The 18,886-nt window shown below is 66.1% G+C and carries 15 protein-coding genes; 9 read left to right on the top strand and 6 right to left on the bottom strand.

Going from position 1 to position 18,886, the window contains the following annotated elements; genetic code table 11:
- Positions 1-51: 51 nt before the first annotated feature.
- Entirely contained in the window at positions 52-2,520 is a 2,469-nt protein-coding gene (locus ST3T6A_RS0111310) for a TonB-dependent receptor (RefSeq protein WP_019833037.1), read from the bottom strand.
- A 390-nt stretch (positions 2,521-2,910) separates the two neighbouring features.
- Between ST3T6A_RS0111310 and ST3T6A_RS0111315 the strand changes: the two genes are divergently transcribed.
- Entirely contained in the window at positions 2,911-3,597 is a 687-nt protein-coding gene (locus ST3T6A_RS0111315; RefSeq protein ID WP_019833038.1) for a GNAT family N-acetyltransferase, read from the top strand.
- A gap of 9 nt (positions 3,598-3,606) precedes the next feature.
- On the opposite strand, the gene ST3T6A_RS0111320 is transcribed toward ST3T6A_RS0111315, so the two are convergent.
- Positions 3,607-7,050, bottom strand: a complete 3,444-nt coding sequence (locus tag ST3T6A_RS0111320) for a glycoside hydrolase family 2 (protein WP_019833039.1) — start codon at positions 7,048-7,050, stop codon at positions 3,607-3,609.
- A gap of 228 nt (positions 7,051-7,278) precedes the next feature.
- On the opposite strand from ST3T6A_RS0111320, the gene ST3T6A_RS0111325 reads away from it, so the two are divergent.
- The gene (locus tag ST3T6A_RS0111325) at positions 7,279-8,331 is read left to right on the top strand and encodes an NAD(P)-dependent alcohol dehydrogenase (protein WP_019833040.1); all 1,053 of its coding nucleotides are present in this window, start codon (positions 7,279-7,281) and stop codon (positions 8,329-8,331) included.
- Between the two features lie 43 nt (positions 8,332-8,374).
- Here ST3T6A_RS0111325 and ST3T6A_RS0111330 read toward each other — a convergent pair whose 3' ends face one another.
- Positions 8,375-8,869, bottom strand: a complete 495-nt coding sequence (locus ST3T6A_RS0111330; protein ID WP_019833041.1) for a methylated-DNA--[protein]-cysteine S-methyltransferase — start codon at positions 8,867-8,869, stop codon at positions 8,375-8,377.
- Between the two features lie 154 nt (positions 8,870-9,023).
- Positions 9,024-11,198, bottom strand: a complete 2,175-nt coding sequence (katG, locus tag ST3T6A_RS0111335; RefSeq protein ID WP_019833042.1) for a catalase/peroxidase HPI — start codon at positions 11,196-11,198, stop codon at positions 9,024-9,026.
- 336 nt (positions 11,199-11,534) lie between these two features.
- On the opposite strand from katG, the gene ST3T6A_RS20855 reads away from it, so the two are divergent.
- The 6 genes from ST3T6A_RS20855 (at position 11,535) to ST3T6A_RS19990 (ending at position 16,256) form a co-directional block, all read left to right on the top strand.
- A complete protein-coding gene (locus ST3T6A_RS20855) occupies positions 11,535-12,086 on the top strand; it encodes a helix-turn-helix domain-containing protein (RefSeq protein ID WP_019833043.1) in 552 nt (183 codons plus the stop codon).
- Between the two features lie 37 nt (positions 12,087-12,123).
- Positions 12,124-12,468 carry a hypothetical protein gene (locus ST3T6A_RS19975; protein ID WP_019833044.1) on the top strand — a complete coding sequence of 115 codons (345 nt, stop codon included), beginning with the start codon at positions 12,124-12,126 and terminating at the stop codon, positions 12,466-12,468.
- Positions 12,469-12,519: 51 nt separating this feature from the next.
- Positions 12,520-12,993: a hypothetical protein gene (locus ST3T6A_RS21705; protein WP_019833045.1), complete on the top strand. Its 474-nt coding sequence runs from the start codon at positions 12,520-12,522 to the stop codon at positions 12,991-12,993.
- 56 nt (positions 12,994-13,049) lie between these two features.
- Positions 13,050-13,514, top strand: coding sequence for a JAB domain-containing protein (locus ST3T6A_RS21710; protein WP_019833046.1), 465 nt, complete (start codon positions 13,050-13,052; stop codon positions 13,512-13,514).
- A gap of 94 nt (positions 13,515-13,608) precedes the next feature.
- Complete coding sequence (locus ST3T6A_RS20860; protein WP_019833047.1) at positions 13,609-14,088, top strand: MarR family transcriptional regulator; 480 nt, start codon at positions 13,609-13,611, stop codon at positions 14,086-14,088.
- 242 nt (positions 14,089-14,330) lie between these two features.
- Entirely contained in the window at positions 14,331-16,256 is a 1,926-nt protein-coding gene (locus ST3T6A_RS19990) for a putative bifunctional diguanylate cyclase/phosphodiesterase (protein WP_019833048.1), read from the top strand.
- A gap of 6 nt (positions 16,257-16,262) precedes the next feature.
- Here the strand turns inward: ST3T6A_RS19990 and ST3T6A_RS0111370 are convergent, their stop codons facing one another.
- Positions 16,263-17,312: a sensor histidine kinase gene (locus tag ST3T6A_RS0111370; protein WP_019833049.1), complete on the bottom strand. Its 1,050-nt coding sequence runs from the start codon at positions 17,310-17,312 to the stop codon at positions 16,263-16,265.
- 154 nt (positions 17,313-17,466) lie between these two features.
- Positions 17,467-18,561: a DNA topoisomerase IB gene (locus tag ST3T6A_RS0111375; RefSeq protein WP_019833050.1), complete on the bottom strand. Its 1,095-nt coding sequence runs from the start codon at positions 18,559-18,561 to the stop codon at positions 17,467-17,469.
- A gap of 102 nt (positions 18,562-18,663) precedes the next feature.
- Here ST3T6A_RS0111375 and ST3T6A_RS22150 point away from each other — a divergent pair, with 102 nt between their 5' ends.
- A complete protein-coding gene (locus ST3T6A_RS22150; RefSeq protein ID WP_268869715.1) occupies positions 18,664-18,798 on the top strand; it encodes a hypothetical protein in 135 nt (44 codons plus the stop codon).
- Positions 18,799-18,886 lie beyond the last annotated feature (88 nt).

Below are 18,886 nucleotides of genomic sequence, written 5' to 3' on the forward strand. Positions count from 1 at the left end.
CATCGGCCAGCAAGGCCCGGCCGGGAGCATGCCTCCCGGCCGGCGCGATGCTCAGAACTTGTAGGCGGCCGTGATCGTGGCGTGGCGGCCGAAGATCGGGCGGCCGAGGAAGAAGCCGTTGGTGTTGCCCGAACCCGCGGCGCGGATATTGCCTTCGGTCAGCGCCAGCTTGTTGGTGACGTTCTCGACAGTTGCCTGGATCGAGAAGCGGTTGTTGAGATCGATCGAGGCGCCGAGATCCACCGTGTCATATTTCCCGAGCGGCTGCTGGTTCTGGATGTCGGCATAGCGGTTGCCGACATGGGTGTAGGTGCCGAAGACGCGCGCCTGCCCCCAGGAGGTGCGGAAGGTGTAGGACGGCATCACCGCAATCAGGAATTTGGGCTGGCGGGCGACATCATTGCCCGTATTGGCGCCGAAATCCTTGAGCTTGCCGTTCTGGATCACCCCGCGCGTGCCGATCTGGAGCCCCTCGACCGGACGGATCGCGCCTTCGAACTCGAGGCCATAGGCGCGCGAGCCGCCGAACAGCACCCGGTTGATCGGATTGCCGTTGGCATCCAGCACGATGTCCTGGAAGAGCAGGTTGTGGAAGCGGTTGTAGAAGCCGGTAAGGAAGACGTCGTAATAATGGGTCGAGGTCTTCAGGCCGACTTCATATTGCTTCACCTTTTGCGGCTTGATGTTCTCGGGATCGGCGGCGTTGCCGCGCAGATCGTCGAACTGGGGCAGCAGCGCGCCGCCATTGGCGCGCAGGAAGCCATTCAGATGATTGGTGAAGGCGAAGTCGGCACCGGCCGTCCACGATACCTGGGTCTTGTGGTAATTGATCGTCTCGAAGGTGCCGTTCAGGACGGTGGCGTTGTTGTTGTAGGCGGTCAGCGGGTTGCCATCGAGATCGACGCCGCTGGTGCTGTTTTCCAGCAGGCCGTGGATCTTGGTGTGCTCCACGCGCACACCGGCATCGAGGCGGAGCTTGCCGATCTTCCATTCGTCGCTGGCGTAACCGGCGATGTTGTTGCTGCGATAATAATTGTTGATCGCGGTGTTGGTGGGCGAGGTGAAGCCATCGCGGGTGAGGATGGTGCCGTCATCCAGCGCGGCGTTCAACACACGCGCCTGCGGTTCGAGCGCGAGCAGCACGTTATTGCCCAAATTCCACACGTCATGATCGGTGACATGAGCGTAATAGCCGCCGAGCGTCAGCGTATTGCCCTCGAACAATTCCCTGGAGAGCTTAAGCTCGTCCGTGAAGCTCTTGATATGCTTCTCGACGGCCCAGATGCCGGCCTGGATCGTTTCCTGATCCGGAGTCAGCGCGAGGCCGCTGTCGGCATAGGTGACCGTGCCGGGGCCGCCGGCGCCGGCCAGATATTGCGCGACCGTCTGCGGGTTGCTCCCGGTGAAGACGGCGTAGGTGTTCGCCTGCCCCTTGGTGAAGTTGACGGCGTTCTGGAGCTGGAAGAAGCCGAAATCATAGCTGAAGGTGCTGCCCAGCGTGTAGATGCGCGCACCGCGGCCTTTGGAGAGATCGATGCTCTTCTTCTGCGTCGGCCCGCCGTTGATGCTGGGGCCGACCTCGATCTGCGTATCCTCGATCTCCTTGCCGACGAGCGTGTCATCGCGTGCGTCGAAGCCGGGGAAGGTGTGGAACTTGCCGTTCGTCTCAAGCAGCGGCATCGGCGTGTAGAAGGCGTTCTTGTCGTCGAGATAGCGCGCGTAGAGCGTCACCTTGCCGTTATCGACCTTGTGGGTGATGCTGCCCGTCACCTGCCCGCCGAGATCGCCGGTGAAGCCGGTATGGCGCAGACCCTTCGAGTAGCGATAGAAACCGCCGATCATATAGGTGGTGTCGTCGGTGATCGGCCCCTGCGCCACGACGTCGCCGCGATACATCCCCTCGGTGCCGTAGGTGACGCGCATCGAGAGGTGCGGATCGGCGGTGCCTTCCTTCAGGATGAAGTTGGTGGTGGCGCCGGGCTGGCCGTTGGCGAAGATCGGGCTCGGGCCGCCGCGCAGCACCTCGACATGGTCCACCGTGTCGTCGATGCGGAACAGCGAGCTGTTCTCCAGGAAGGAGAGCGACGAGGGCGCGAAGATCGGCGAGCCGTTCATCTCGATGGTGAGGAAGGGCGCGTCGCCGGTCGAAGGGAAGCCGCGGATGAAGACGTTGGCGCCCGTCTCGCCGCCCGAGGTCTCCGTCCAGACGCCGGGAACGATCTTGAGCAGATCGGCGGTCGAGATCGGCTGGACCTCGCGGATCTGTTCGGCCGTCGCGGTGGAGATGGAGTAGCTCGCGTCCAGCTTGCGCAGGCCGAGGCGGTTGGGGTTGCCCGTGACCACGATCACCTGCGACTGGTCGGGCGTGGCGGCGGCGGCCGTGTCGCCCTGCTGCGCGGCGGGGGCGGCGGCCGGAGGGGCCTGATCCTGCGCGAGCGCCGCGCCGGACCAGCCGAGCGCGGTGCCCGACAGAAGCAGAAGCGCGGTCGTCCGGGCATTCCGGCGATGCATCGTCTTCATGAGTGTTCCCCTGGGTTCTTCTGTGGTTCGCCTGATCCGAGCCGCTCAGGCGGGCGGGACATGCCGGGCTCGCGAAGGGCGTGAGGGCGCCTCGCGGGCATCGGCAGCAACGAGAGATCGGGGGTAAGCTCGGGGCAACGCGCGAGCATCCGCGCAGGTCGGCTGGAACGACGGGAAACGCAGATCGGCTGCGCTTCGACTGCACGGCGATGAAAGGCCATGCCTCATCCCCCAATGCTTGTCCGCCTTGTCAGCGGCGGTATTCCGGGGATGGGTTGCGGTCGGTATGATGTCAAGGCGGTGGGATCGTTCCGGGCGCATCTGTGCTCGCAGGGCCACGCTTCCCCGTCGAGGTTGCTCCCCAGGTCGCTTGAAGCCTAGGAGGACGGGATGACACTCCGGCATCCGCTCGACCGCCCCGTATGGAGCGCCTTCACCACGCGGCAGGCGGCACTGGCGCAGCATAAGGAAGGCGCGCTGCGGGTGGCGCCCAACTACGGCCCCTTCGCCGCGATGGCGGATGCGTCTCCCGGAAGTCAGGCGGCGCTTGTGGCGTTGCTGACGGACGACAAGCCGGTCTGGATCGTCGAGGCCGGTGAGATGCCGACGCCACCCGGCACGACGGTGCTGCGCACCGCGCCGCTGTTCCAGATGACGGCCGAGGCGATCCGGCCCGCGCCGCGGTCGTTCGAGATGGTGCCGCTGACCGAGGAGGATGCACCGGAGATGCTGGCGCTCGCCCTCCTCACCGAGCCCGGTCCCTTCAGTCACCATACCCACCGCCTCGGCGAGTTCGTCGGCGTGAAGCAGGACGGGCGGCTGATCGCCATGGCGGGCGAGCGGATGCGGCCGGACGGCTTCACCGAGGTGAGCGGGGTCTGCACCCACCCTAACCATCGCGGCAAGGGCTATGCCGGTGGCCTGATGCGCGCGGTGGCCGAACGCATACTGGAGCGCGGCGAAACGCCCTTCCTCCATGTCTATGCCAGCAACACCGGCGCCATCACGCTCTATGAGACGCTCGGCTTCACGATCCGCGCTCCCATCCGGATGACAGTCCTCGCCCGCGCGGAGTGAGGTGAGCCGTCAACCGATCGGGATGCTGGCCGGCTGCACGTTCCAGCCCCGGAGCTGAACGGCAGCAGGCGTGCCGGTGGGCTTCGCCCCATCCATCGTGCGGATGGTGACGGTGCGGCTCTCGCCGGGCAGCAGGCTGATATAATTGTCTTCGTAGAAGGCGGGCAGCACGCGCTCGCCCCTGGCGTCCACCAGCGTGAGCTTGGTGGCGAGCACGGGCGAGGTATTGCGGTTGGCGATCTCGATGGTGATGCCGTCGCCGTCCCTCTTCGCGGTAGCGATGAGAGGTTGCGCCGCGAGGTTGTTGAGCTGGCGATAGGAGGCGTCGTCCTTGCCCTGCCAATAGACGTTGCGGCTGATGGCCTTGCCCTTCGCGTCGTTCAGGATCAGCTCGACCAGCACGAGGCCATGGGCGTCGAGCAGGGGCTGGATCGCCAGTGGCTTCAGCGTCGTGGTCTTGTTGGCGGGGGCGGAGACGCTCTCGCTGCGGTCGAGCAGCGTGCGGTTGGCGATGTCCACCACATGGGCCTTGAGCGTCAGGCCATCGGCCGGCTCGCGCGTGGTGTTGGTGACGGCCAGCGCATAGTCGGGCAGGTTCATCTGGACGTGGATCGGCTCGGAGCCCGCTTTGGTGCCGTAATAGGCGGCCGACGTGTCATAGTCCGAGCTGTAGATCTGCCAGTGGTTGGACGGCCAGGCGGGGTGGGTCATCCACAGCAGGCGGCCGCTGTTCCTCGTCCATAGCCCGGCGTTGAAGCCTTCGAAGATCGCGCGATAGTCGACATAGTTGAGCATCTGCGCCTTGCGCTCGAAATCCTCGAGACTGGTCGCCTCGCCGAACTGCGCGTCGAGGATCTTCATGAAGCTGCGAACGTCGCCGTTCCCGCCGATATGCCAGTCATGATAGGCGAGCGTGTCGCTGATCGGCCAGCGATCGGCCGGCGGCACCATTGCCTTGATCGCTTCCAGCGTGGCGAGCGAGGGCGTGCCGTCCTCCACCGAGAAGCCGGTGTCGAGATCGGTGAAATAGCCGACCGGGTTCTGCCAGCTATAGGGGCCGCTCCCCTGAAGGCCGATCCTGTTCGAGCTGCCGGTGTAGTAGCGCGTGCCGTCGAGCTTGAGGACGAGATCGTTCAGCCCCTCGTTGATGATCGGCTGCGGCACGCCTTCGTTGCGGCCGAACCAGACCGCGATCGAGGGATGGTTGCGATAGCGCGCGATGACGTCCGCCGCATTCTTGAGGAAGAGCTGCGGGTCCTCCGCCTCGTTCTGGGAATCCTGCGTGGACTCCCAGAAATCGTTGAGGATCAGCATGCCATATTCGTCGGCGAGATCGTAAAAGCTGTCCTCGGTATTCTGGCCCACCCAGTTGCGGATGATGTTGACGTTGGCTTCCTTGTGGAGCCGGAAATAGGGTTCCAGACGGGCGCGGGAGACGCGCTTCATGAAGTCGTCCATGCCCCAGTTGCCGCCGCGTGCCGCGATGGGCACGCCGTTGACGAAGATTGTCATGTGCGGCTCGCGCATCTGCTGCGGGATGGCGCGGACGGCGGGTGAGGTCTCGCCGGCGGGCGTGAGCGATTCCGCCCAGCCGTCGGGGGTCTGCTTGATGTCCTCATGGGCCAGCGCAATCAGCGCCTCGCCACGTTCGTGCGCCAGCGTGGGATCGACCTCGACGCGGCGGAGCTTGCCCTTGCCGTCGAACAGCGAGAGGCCGTAGGTCAGCTCCCGCATGCCGAAACGCAGGCTCTTCTCGTCCGAGGGCGCGGTGCCGGCGGTGGCCGTCACCTTCAGCGTATAGAGATTCTGCGGGCCATAGCCGTTCGGCCACCAGAGCTTCGGATGGGCGACGTCGAGCTGGGCGAAGTCGGTAGGCGTTAAGCGCACCTCGCTGCTGCCCGGCGCAGCCATCACCAGCTTCGAGACGCTGACGCCCTCGAAGCTGGCGGTGACGGTGGTTGCAACCGGCGTCGCGCCATCATTCCGGATCGGCACGGTGATGGTGACGGCGGCATGATCGGTCGCGGGGAGAGGGAGCTTCGTCACCACCTGCGGATCGCCGATGTGGACGGCGCCCGTCTGGTGCAGCTCTACAGGCTGCCACAGGCCCATGTTGCGATCGCGGACACCGGGTATCCAGTCCCACCCCTCGGTCGCGACGAAGGTGGGGCCGTCGAGCGCGAGCTGGCCGCCATTGAGGCCGGGGCCGGCGGCGATCGACTCCTCGTGCGCGATGCCGGGGTGCAGTGGCGGCAGGATGTGGACGGCCACAGCATTGCGCCCCGCGTGGAGAAGGGCCGAGACATCGAACTCGCCCCGGATGAAGGCGCCGGTCATCGCGCCGAGCGAGCGGCCGTTCACCCAGATTTCAGCGGCGTAATTGATGCCCTTGAACAGCATCTGGCGATGGACGGGCGCGAAATCGGCGGGCAGGTCGAAGCTCGCACGATACCAGTAATCCTGCCGGGAGAGCTTCTCCGGGATGGCGAGATTGTTCAGGCCGTAGGACGGATCGGGATAGACGCCGCGGTCGACCAGCGTGGTCAGCACCGTGCCGGGGACGGTGGCGGCATACCATTTCGCATCGTCGAAGCCGTCGCTGCTGATCGTGGCGCCGCTGGCATGGACATCCGGCCCGATTCCGAGCTTCCACCCGCCGATTTGCCAACGCCCGGCGCCCAATTCGGTGAGCGGGGCGGTGCCGGTGGGCGGCACGGCGACGGGCGCTGCGGGCAGGGTCTTGCCTGTGGGGAGCGTCGCCGGGTCCTGCGGCTGGAACATGCCGCGCCACGCCTTCTCCTGCCACTCCCAGCCCTGACCGGGCTTGGCGAAGGCGATCAGCGAGGGATCGGGGCGATGGCGCGCCGCCTCCGCGAAGGCCGCAGCGGAAGTAAGGGCAGGGGAGACGACGAGGCCCGCCACGCGGCCGCCGAAATGGGCTGTGCCGGCCATGGTGGGCGCGATGGAGAGCGTCGGGGTGACGGCGGGCGTCGTCATGGCGCGGCTTGCCACCTTGCGGCCATCGACGAACAGGCTGACTGTCCGGCTATCCGAGATGAGGCCGATCGCCGTCCATCGCCCGGCAGGAATGTTCGCTTGCGCCTTCACCGCCCCACCTGCCGAGCGGAGGACGAGCCGGCCATCCTCCAGCCCGATGCAACGACAGGCGCTGGCCGGATCGCCGATCGCCACGAGCGGGACGAAGCCCTCTTGGGCCGTCTCGGGCGACACCCAGGCGGAGAGGGACCAGATGCCGCCGCTGGCTGCCGCCATCGCCTCGCCGCTCAGCGTGAAGCTCGCGCCGATGCCGCCTTCGAGAATGGAGAGATTATACGGCCCGCGCCCGTCCACCATCGCCGGATCGGTCAGCGTTGCCCCATGCGCCGGAGCCGCCCCCGCGACCAGGAACGCGAGCAGGCGCGCGATACGAGGATGCCGGGCGGCGGTACGCATGTGATTCCCTCCCTGTGACGGCGCATTCCGGCTGCATTCGGCCGAGCCGGCTGGCGTGTCGGCCGCCACCCTAGCCAAAAATACTTCTTTCAATCTGCCTTTTTTCTGGCCGGGCGCCGACGCGGCGGAAAAGCTGCCTTTCCGTCGCGAATAAACCGCCTCCGGACGGCTTGCAGGAGCCTTGGGGAGACGCCAACTTGGCGTTCCCCTCTCCGTAAGGAAATCCAGATGGTCACGAAAGCTTACGGCGCGCATGCCGCCGATCGTCCTCTTGAGTCGATCGATATCGAGCGTCGCGCCCCCGGTCCCCATGATGTCCAGATCGAGATCGCCTATTGCGGCGTCTGTCATTCGGACCTTCACACCGTCCGGTCCGAGTGGGGCGGCACGCTCTATCCCTGCGTGCCGGGCCACGAGATTGTCGGTCATGTGAGCGCGGTCGGCGCCGAGGTCACCAAGTTCAAGGTCGGCGATACCGTCGGCGTCGGTTGTCTGGTGGATAGCTGCCAGCATTGCCCGTCCTGTGCGGACGGCGAGGAGCAATATTGCGAGAACGGCCTCGTCGGCACCTATAACGGCGCGACGCCGGATGCGCCGGGCCACACGCTCGGCGGCTATTCGCAGCGGATCGTCGTCTCCGACAAGTTCGTGCTGAAGATCAGCCATCCGCAGGAGCAACTCGCTGCTGCGGCGCCGCTGCTGTGCGCGGGCATCACCACCTGGTCGCCGCTGCGCCACTGGAAGGCGGGGCCGGGCAAGAAGGTCGGTATCGTCGGCATCGGCGGCCTCGGCCATATGGGTGTGAAGCTCGCCCATGCGCTCGGCGCGCATGTCGTCGCCTTCACCACGTCGGACAGCAAGCGCGCGGACGCCAAGGCGCTCGGCGCGGACGAGGTGGTCGTCTCACGCAACGCGGAGGAGATGCAGGCCCACGCCAACAGCTTCGACTTCATCCTCAACACAGTCGCCGCGAGCCACGATCTGGATGCCTTTACGGGGCTCCTGAAGCGCGATGGGACGATGACGCTGGTCGGCGTGCCGGAACATGCGCACCCCTCGCCCAATGTCGCTGCGCTGATCTTCAAGCGCCGCGCCATCGCGGGCTCGCTGATCGGCGGCATCGCGGAGACGCAGGAGATGCTCGATTTCTGCGCGGAGAAGGGCATCGTCTCGGACATCGAGATGATCCGCATCCAGCAGATCGACGAAGCCTATGACCGGATGCAGAAGAGCGACGTGAAGTATCGCTTCGTGATCGACAACGCGACGCTCGCGGCCTGAGGAATCGGGCGCCGGCTCCCTTCCAGGGGCCGGCGCCTGTCCGTCAGAGCAAGGAGCGCTGCGGGTTCTCCAGCGCGAGCAGATGTTGCTTGGCAGGCAGGCCGCCCGCGAAGCCCGTCAGCGCCCCGTTCGATCCGATCACGCGATGGCAGGGCGCGATGATCGAGATGGGGTTTCGGCCGTTCGCAGCGCCGACCGCCCGGATCGCCGCCGGATTGCCGATGGCACGGGCGATCTCCGCATAGCTGCGGGTCTCCCCGAAGGGGATCTGGAGCAGCGCGGCCCACACGCTCTTCTGGAAATCCGTGCCATGAAAATCGAGCGGCACCGTGAACTGCGTCCGTCCGCCCGTGAAATATTCGCCGAGTTGGCTTTGCGTCTCGCAGAGGAGGGCATTGTCCGGCTCCTCGACCAGCTCGGGCAGTGGCACGCGCCGGGGATCGTCATTCTCCCACAGGATCGCGACGAGGCCGGCATCGCTGGCGACAAGCGTCAGCGTGCCGACCGGCGACGCCATCGTCTTGCACGCATAGGCCATCCGCTTCTCCCGCACCGTCACTCCGTCCGGGCCGGATAGCGAATGTGCCGGGCCGCCGATATCCTCTTTACGCGATAGACGGCCCCGGCCGATGCCGGGAGCCGTCCTTCGCCGTCCTTCGCCGTCCTTCGCCGTCCTTCGCCGTCCTTCGCCGTCAGGCGACGTCGAAGCGGTCGAGGTTCATCACCTTCGCCCATGCCGCCACGAAAGCGTCGACGAAGGCGCGCTCCGCATCCGCCGTCGCATAGGCTTCCGCCAGTGCGCGAAGCTGCGAGTTCGAACCGAAGATGAGATCGACACGCGTGCCGGTCCACTTCGTGTCGCCGCCCTTGCGATCCGAGGCAGCGAAGGTGCCGTCGTCCTTCGCTTCCCACTTCATGGCCGTGCTGGTCTTGAGCAGGTTGACGAGGAAATCGTTGCTCAGCGTCTCCGGCCGGTCGGTGAAGACGCCGTGCTTCGATCCGCCGACATTGGCGCCCAGCACGCGGAGCCCGGCGATCAGCACCGTCATCTCCGGCGCTGTCAGAGTCAGCAGATTGGCGCGATTGACTAGCAGTTCCTCGGGCGAGATGCTCGATTCCTCGCCGACATAGTTGCGGAACCCGTCGATCGTGGGCTCCAGCGGCTCGAAGGATTCGGGGTCGGTCTGCTCCTGGGTGGCATCGACGCGGCCGGGCGTGAAGGGGACGGTCACGTCATGACCGGCCTTCTTCGCCGCTGCCTCGACCGCCGCGCAGCCGCCGAGCACGATCATGTCCGCGAGGCTGATATTCTTGCCGGATGCGTTGCGGATATTATCGAGCGTCGCCAGCGCGCCGGCCAGCGCGGCCGGCTCGTTGACGGGCCAGTCCTTCTGCGGCGCGAGGCGGATGCGGGCGCCGTTGGCGCCGCCGCGCTTGTCCGAACCGCGGAAGGTCGAGGCCGAAGCCCAGGCCGTCGCCACCAGTCGCGAGACGGGCAGGCCGGATGCGAGGATGGCCTGCTTGAGTTCGGCGATGTCCGTCTCGCCGAGAGGGGCGCCTTCCGCCTTGGGCAGCGGGTCCTGCCAGAGGCGCGGCTCGGCCGGCACTTCCGGCCCGAGAAGACGGATATGCGGCCCCATGTCGCGATGGGTGAGCTTGTACCATGCCTCCGCGAAGGCATGGGCGAACAGGTCCTGATCCTCATAGAAGCGGCGCGAGATCGGGCCGTAGATCGGATCGAGGCGCAGCGCGAGATCGGTCGTCAGCATCGTCGGGCGATGCTTCTTCGTGGAGTCATGCGCGTCGGGAACGTCCTCAGGCGCGTCCTTGGCGACCCACTGGTGCGCGCCGGCGGGGCTCTTGGTCAGCTCCCACTCATGCTCGAACAGGTTTTTGAAGAAGAGGTTGGACCATTTGGTCGGCTCCTGCGTCCAGATCACCTCGATGCCGCTGGTGATGGTGTCGCCGGCATTGCCCGAGCCATGACTGTTCCGCCAGCCAAGGCCCTGCATCTCGATGCCCGCGCCTTCGGGTTCCGGCCCGACATATTGCGACGGGTCTGCGGCGCCGTGCGTCTTGCCGAAGGTGTGGCCGCCGGCGATCAGCGCGACCGTCTCCTCGTCGTTCATCGCCATGCGCGCGAAGGTCTCGCGGATGTCGACCGCCGCTTTCAACGGATCGGGATTGCCGTTCGGCCCCTCCGGATTGACATAGATCAGGCCCATCTGGACCGCTGCCAGCGGGTGCGCGAGGTCGCGCTCGCCGCTGTAGCGCTCGTCGCCCAGCCATTCGCGCTCGGGGCCCCAATAGGTGTCGTTCTCCGGCTCCCAGACGTCGGGACGGCCGCCGCCGAAGCCTGCGGTCTTGAAGCCCATCGATTCCAGCGCGCAATTGCCGGCCAGCACCAGCAGATCCGCCCAGGAGAGCTTCCGGCCGTATTTCTGCTTGATCGGCCAGAGGAGAATGCGTGCCTTGTCGAGGTTGGCGTTGTCGGGCCAGCTGTTGAGCGGGGCGAAGCGCTGTTGGCCGGTGCCCGCGCCGCCACGGCCGTCGCCGATGCGATAGGTGCCCGCCGCATGCCACGCCATGCGGATGAAGAGGGGGCCGTAATGTCCGAAGTCAGCAGGCCACCAGTCCTGCGACTCGGTCATCAGCGCGACGATGTCCTGCTTGACCGTGGCGAGGTCGAGGGTCTCGAATTCCCTGGCATAGTCGTAGCCTTGGCCCATCGGATCGCCGGCGGGCGGGTTCTGGTGGAGAACCGAGATGTCGAGCTGGTTCGGCCACCACAGGCGGTTGGTCATTTCGAAGAGTACGGCGTTCCCGCGAACCGTGTTGCCCACCGGGCACCTGGCTTCGACGTTCATGATATCCTCTCCTCCGATGTCTCCCTCGTTTCGGCGGGGATGGTTGTGCGCCTCCGGCGGCCTGTCCAATCGTTTAAATCGGTCACGATGATCGAATCTGACGTCCAGCCGGTTCGTATACGAATGATCGTACGGCCGGGCATGCGGGCAAGACATGAGGATGACCGGAAGAGAGAAGGGCGGGTTTCGCGCGAGGAGAGGCGGCATGAAACGCGCCTCGTCTGGCGATGAGTCCGCTGTATTGGTGGGCGGCTGTCGCTTTGCCGCGCAATCAGATGGGGGGAATGCGAATCCTCCTCTTGATTAGACATCCGTCTCGGCCACTAATGTCGATCCATGAGCGACGCTGCATTTGACCGTCTTACCGAGCCCCAGCGCGAGGCTTTGCGACTGGTCGCGCGCGGATTCGAGTCGAAGGAGATTGCTCGCATCCTGGGGATCAGCCCCTATGCGGTGGACACGCGCGTCACGCGCGCCGTCCGCATACTGGGCGCTACCGGCCGGAAGGAGGCCGCCCGCCAGCTCTCCGCCTTCGAGGAAAGTACATACGAGCCGCTCGTATACGAGCCGCCATATGCGGACATTCCGCCTTCGCCGCGCCATGCCGAGCCGGACACGACATGGGTTCGGCAGCAGGAGACGGATCGCGGCAATCGGATGCAGGAGGAGCTGGCGCTCTATATCCCGCCCGTCAGATTGTCGCGGAAGATCAAGGGCTGGCCGTTCCCCACGACGGGGAGACCGGAGAATGACCTGAGCATGGCGGAAATCGTGATCGCAGTCGTGATCGCGGCGATCCTGTGCGGGGTTGTAGGGCTGGGCCTGATCAGCATCGGGCTCGCCGTCCTCGAGAGCGCCGCTCGTTTCATCAAGCTTATCCATTCATGATGGCGGCGCTCCCGGGCGTCCGCCCGGGAGAGAACTCGTGATCAAACGGCAAGCGCTTTTTTCCTCCGCCTCGGATGTCGCCGAGATGGTCGTCACCAACGAACGCGCCTTTGACGAGGCGATCGAGCTTCAGTGCTCGCTGATCGGCCGCACCTCGCGGGCCCGGATCGATGCGGGGCTGCCGGCGGCGATCTGCCACTCCGCGCTGGAGCGGATGACGGCGGCGCTTTCGGCCACGGTGCTGGCGCGTACCGAGTTCCTGGCGGCGCACGCGGCTTTCGCCGACATGGCGCGCGAGCTGCGCATGCCGACCGGCTTCGGCAGCGGCGACGGTTGCCCGGATCAGATGGCGTTCGACGGCAACCTGCGGGTCGCGGCCTGATACCATCGGGGCGATCTTGACCCGGCGGGAGGGACATGGCCTTCCTCCCGCATGGTCATCGCCCTCATCTTCGACACGCTCCTCCTGGTCGCGTTGATCGCGGCGATCTGGAGGGGCGGCACCATCGAGCGATTGGGTGCGGCTTTATGTATTCTCGCCACAGTCCTGACGGTCGTCAGCAGCCCGCTTCGTATCCGCTTCCAGGGGGTGCGGCTGGACTTGCTGACGATCGATTTGGCGACGCTGCTGGCCTTCGTCGCGCTAGCGCGAGCGAGCCGTCGGTTCTGGCCGATCTGGGCGGCGGGGCTCCAGATGCTCTCGATCATCTGCATGACGGCGGAGGCGCTGGCCCCCGACAATCTGGCCTACGCCTACGCGGAGCAGGTGTGGTCGTGGGGGATCGTGGTGCTGATCATCGTCGTTTCTCTGCGGCACGGCGCGACCTTGAAGGCGCGCGGCTCATCGCGCAGCTTGTCCGCGGGGCCTGCGGAGAACGAGCGGACCGGATCGCCGACCGGCTCCTGATCCGTTTCGAGAGCGTAGGGGACGTTCTGGCGGCCGACCCCTCCCTGCTGGCGGGGATGCTGGAGGACGAGCCGGAGGCGGCCCAGGTGCTGGAGGCGGCACGCTCGACGATGCGCTACGCGGTCCGGCAGACCGCGATGCGGGGGCCGCCGCTGGAGCAGGGCGACGCGCTCATCGACTATCTCACCATGACCATGGCGCATGAGCCGCGCGAGCTGTTCCGCGTGCTCTATCTCGACGCGCGGCTCTGGCTGATCCGCGACGAGATGCTGGGCATGGGCACCATTCGGGAAGCGCCGGCCTATCCGCGGGAGATTTTCCGCAGGGCCTTCGAGCTGAAGGCGGCGGCGATGATCCTCGTGCACAGCCATCCGAGCGGCGATCCGCGGCCGAGCAAGGCCGATCTGGATCTGACGCGACGCCTCAAGGCGATCGCGGCGGAGGTGGACGTGCCGATCAAGGATCATCTGGTTGTGACCCGATCGGGGTGGCTGAGTTTCAAGGCGGAGGGGCTGTTGTGAACGACCGGCGCGACTGAACTGGATTTCCTTTCCTTCCCATGGGTGGGGCGCGTGTTCGTTGGCCGCCACCCGATACAGGCAATGGATTTTGCACATGTCAGAAAGCGTTATCACGCCTCGCAGCGAGAACATGGCCGAGGACCTCGGCACGATCGCGGCGATGTTCGGGACCATGTTGTCGGATCGTCCCGTGAGCGGCGAGGGGGCCGTTCAGGGTTTTCCGGCATCGGAGGTCGATTTGGCCCGCAGGACGCTCAAGGCACGGCGGCGACGCGAGGAGCTTCTCGGGCGGGAGTTCGGGCTCGATCTGCCCTGGTACGTCCTGCTCGACCTCTATGTCGCGACCGCGGAGGGGCGGCGCGTGTCGGTGACGGCGGCTTCGCTCGCCGCCGGGGGGGCGCCCAGCTCCGGGCTGCGCATGGTGTCGCGGATGGTTGAGGCGGGGTTGCTCAACCGTTCACCCGACATCTGCGACGGCCGGCGGAGCTGGGTCACCCTGTCGAGCCGCTCGCTCGACACCGTGCGTCGCCTGCTGGAGACGGACCCGGGCTCGCCCATACCGGCGAGGCTCTGACTGCTATCCGCAGATCGTCGGGGTTTATCAAAAATTTACGGGAAGACCGCAGGGAGGGGGCGCTGCGTTGCCCGGCGCAAGCGTATTCAACGCCCCCGAACTAGGACTTCCCTTTGCTCGACGTAGCCTTGTGCATCGCGCGTGATCATGACCCATGGCTGACATTGTTGGCGGTCATTCTTTGTTGCGTCGGGGCGTTCGCGGTGGTCCAGCTCTTCTGCCGGGGGCAGGAGACTGCGAGATTGCAGCGTTTCGGATGGCTGTTCCTCGCGTCGGTAGGGGCGGGGGCGACCATCTGGTGCACCCATTTCGTCGCCATGCTCGCCTATCGCGCGGGCGTTCCGGTGACGCTCGATCCCGTGCTGACGATCTTCTCGCTGATCATCGCGGTGGCGGGGACGGCGCTCGGCTTCTCGGTCGCGACCTTCCGGCGCGGCCCGCTGCTCTCCTCGATCGGCGGCGGGATCATCGGGGCGGCGATCTCCGCGATGCATTTCGCGGGCATGAGGGCCTATCGGGTCGACGGCATCATCGAGTGGCGCGTGCCCTATGTCGCGGCTGCCGGCGCCTGTGCAGTCCTTCTGTCGGCGGCGTCGCTCGTGGCGCTGGATAGCGGACGGACGGGACGCTACCGCATTCCGCTGGGCACCGCGCTGTTCGTGGCCGCCGTCGCCTCGCTGCATTTCGTGGCGATGACGGCGGTGAAGATCATTCCGCTCCACCTCTCCGATGCGCCGCTCGACACGGGCGAAATGCACGCGCTCGGCCTTGCGACAGCGCTGGTGGGGCTGGTGGTGATCGCCACAGGCGTCTTCGCGGCCCTGATCGACAAGGGCACGCGTTCGGACGCGATGCAGCAGCTTCATCACATGGCGATGAACGACGCGCTGACCGGCCTGCCCAACCGGCTGAGCTTCCAGCGCGAGCTGGCGCGCCAGATGGCGTCGTTGCGCGGCACCGGCACGGCGCTGGGCCTCGTCGCCATCGACCTCAACCGTTTCAAGGAAATCAACGACGTCCATGGCCACAAGGCCGGCGACGAGGTGCTGCGGCAGGTGGCCGGGCGACTGCGGGGCGAGATGGGCCGGCACGAGTTGGTCGCGCGTCTCGGCGGGGACGAGTTCGTCGCGATCACGCGCTTTGAGGATCGCGCGTGCCTGCTCGGTTTCATCGCACGGATCGAGGCGGCCATCACGGCCCCGTTCTCGGTGGAGACTTTCGAGGCGACCGTCGGGGCCAGCATCGGTGTCGCGGTCTATCCTCAGGACGCGACGGACGGCGAGACGCTCGCCAACAATGCCGATCTGGCGATGTATCGCGCCAAGAGCGAAGGCGCGCTGGCGCCCTGCTTCTACGACGCTCCGCTCGACGAGGCGGTGCGCAGCCGGCGCGAACTGGCGGCGGACCTGCGGCTGGCCCTCAGCGGCGATCAGCTTGACGTCCATTATCAGGTGCAGGCCTCCGTCTCGACGCAGGAGGTGACCGGCTACGAGGCGCTGCTGCGCTGGACGCATCCGGTGCATGGAGCGATCTCGCCCGCCGTCTTCATTCCCATCGCCGAGGAGAACGGGCTGATCCTGCCGCTTGGCGAGTGGGTGCTGCGCCGCGCCTGTGCGGACGCCATGCTCTGGCCGAACGAGGCGAAGGTGTCGGTGAACGTGTCGCCGCTTCAGCTCGCGCACCCGGATCTGCCACGCAATTTCCACCAGATCCTGTTGGAGACGGGCCTGCCCCCGCGCCGGCTGGAGATCGAGCTGACGGAAAGCGCGATCATGGCCAATCGGGAGCGCGCGCTTCATGTGCTGCGCCAGATCAAGGCGCTGGGCGTGGGCATCGCGCTCGACGATTTCGGGACGGGCTATTCCTCGCTGGAGACGCTCCGGGCCTTCCCCTTCGACAAGATCAAGCTCGATCGGCTGTTCGTCGCCGAGCTGGAGGTGAGCCCGGAGACGATCGCGATCATCCGCGCGGTGCTGGCGCTCGGCAAGAGCCTGTCGATCCCGGTGCTGGCCGAAGGCATCGAGACGGATGGCCAGCTTCGCATCCTGCGGCGCGAGGGATGTGACGAGGCGCAGGGTTTCCTGCTCGGCTATCCGGAGCCGTCGATCTCACCGGTCCAAGTGCTGCCGATGGAGGTGCTGTCCGATCGCCTCCATGCCAATGGCTGACCGCCGCTAGCTGGCCAGCGCCCCGAGCGGGAAGCGCATGGCGACGGCGAGCCCATCGGGCCGCCACTCGCGCTCGATGCTGCCCTGAAGGCCGCGGACGGAGGCCTTCTCCAGATGGCTGCCGAAGCCTTCATGGACGGGTAGGACGCGATCGCCGGTCGCTCCCGCCTCGATCCAGTGGACCGACAGTATGTCGTTGCCGGTCCCGATATTCACGCTCAACGTGCCGCCCGACGCAGAGAGAACGCCATATTTGGCGGCATTGGTCGCCAGTTCGTGGAACAGCAGCGCGAGCGAAGGGAGCGAACGAGGGCCGACCGCGACATCTTCACCCCGGACATGGATGGAGGACGACGACCGATCCTCGTGCGGGGCGAGGATGGCCCCGAGCAGGCTCTTGAGCGTCGTCGCGGCGTTTTGCACGTCGCCGGCGAGATCGGGCAGCGTCAACTGGTGGGCGCGGGCGAGCGATGCGATGCGGCCGGACAGGTCCGCGATGAAATCGTCGATGTCGCTGGCCCCGCGCGCGCTCACCGTCACCAGGCCCGCCGTCAGGGCGAAGAGGTTTTTGATGCGGTGGTTCATCTCGCGCAGGATGAGGGACTGGCGCTCGGCCGCCATCTTCGCCTCGGTGATGTCGCGCGCGATCTTGGAGGCGCCGATGATCCGCCCTTCCGCGTCGCGCACCGGCGAAACCGTCAGCGAGATGTCGACGAGGCGGCCGTCCTTGCGCTGCCGCACGGTCTCGAAATGACGGACGCGCTCTCCCCTGCGGATCTTGCCGATGATCTCGGCCTCTTCGGAGAGGCGATCTTCGGGGATGATGATGGTGATGGGCCGGCCAACCGCCTCTTCGGCCGAGAAGCCGAACAATCGCGTCGCGCCGGGATTCCAGGAGGAGATGATGCCGTCCAGCTTCTTGCTGAGGATGGCATCGTCGCTGTTCTCGACGATCGCGGCGAGCCATGCGGCGGCGTCGCGATCCGGGTGGGAAATGCCGCCGGGCGCTTCGTCGGTAGCGAAGGATGATCTGTCCAGGGATGAAGGCACATCCATGCTCCGCCGGCTGATATAACCATTCGCCCGAGAAGCTGCTTCGCAGTCTTTGCCGGTGGAGCAAAGCCCAAATTGCGAGGTGGTGGGGATGTCGGCCATCGACCTCTGATATCGCAAAGCCCGCGAGGTCTTCTTGATGTAGATTAGCGTTCGATCACGCGCCATGTTTCCGCCGGAGGAAGGCGATGACGGCTTCTTCTTCCGCCGTCATGAAAATCCCCTCTTTGGCCTTCGGAGCCTTCTTGGAAGGAGCCCGCAGTATCGTCTCGGCCGCCAGATAGGCGTCCAGGACGTGAGGATGGATGTAGCATTTCCGGCATATGGTCGGCGTATTGCCCAGCTCGGCCGCGATCTGCGCGATCACGTCGCGTATGTTCTGCTTCGCGGCGACAAGGCTCTCGCAGGTCTCGCATCTGGAAAGAGCCGTCGCGGCCAGAACCGTGCCGGCCCAGGTGCGGAAGTCCTTGGCCGTGATGGATGTTCCGCTGATCTCCCGCAGATAGTCGTTCACATCCTCCGAGCCGACATCGTGGCGGGCACCCTCTTCATCGAGATATTGGAAAAGATGTTGGCCGGGCAGCTCCTGAATGGCCCGCACGATCTTCGCCAGCCGCCGGTTGCGCAGGGTGACGCGCCAGAACCGGCCGCTCTTGCCCTTGAACGCGAACCGCAGTTTTGCGCCGCCCGGCTCGACATCCACATGGCGCGATCTGAGCGTGGTCAGGCCGTAGCTTCGGTTCCGTCGCGCGTAATCCGCGTTGCCGACGCGGATCATTGTTGTTTCGAGCAGGTGGACGACCGTGGCGAGAACCTTCTCGCGGGGCAGGCCGGCACGCGCCATGTCGGCGGCCACCTGCCTGCGCAGCGAGGGAAGGGCGGCCGCGAACTCCAGCATATGCTCATATTTCGCGTTCTCGCGAACCTCACGGAAGGAGGGGTGATAACGATATTGTTTCCGGCCCCGCGCGTCGCGTCCGGTAGCCTGGAGATGCCCGTTCGGTCGGGGGCATATCCACACGTCGGTATAGGCGGGCGGAATGGCGAGCTTGCGGATGCGCGCCAGCACCTCGGGATCGCGGATGAGCTTCCCCTCCGCATCCCTGTAGCTGAAACCCTTGCCCGATCGGCGGCGGCCGATCCCCGGCTGATCGTCGCTGACATGGACCAGCCCCGCGCTCCGGGCGGCGGCGCGCGGATCGACGATGGCGAGCCGTGCGCGCGCTTCGTCGACGCTTTGGTGCTTCGTCATGTGACCAGAAGCGACCATGCGCAGGGGAGTTCCCCGGATCGCTTTTGAGCCGGTCGGGAAAAAGCTATCGCAGGGGCTCGACATGTTTCACGGCGAGGCCTTGTGAGCACTGCGCTTTCCACACCCTGCGATCGCGGACAGGCCGAGGCGGTCTCTGGCGGATCGGTGCGGCACCCGAACTGGACGATCGTGGCGACGATGCTGGCCTCCAGCCTCGATCAGGCGGAGAAGCGATAGCCGGCCCGGAAAAGCGGCAGTCCGTGAGATATCCTCCTCCGGCGGCGTGGCGGCGCGGGAACGGGGCTGGCTGGCCATCGGTTATGAG

Source organism: Sphingomonas sp. PR090111-T3T-6A (assembly GCF_000383095.1).
GTDB lineage: Bacteria > Pseudomonadota > Alphaproteobacteria > Sphingomonadales > Sphingomonadaceae > Solisphingomonas.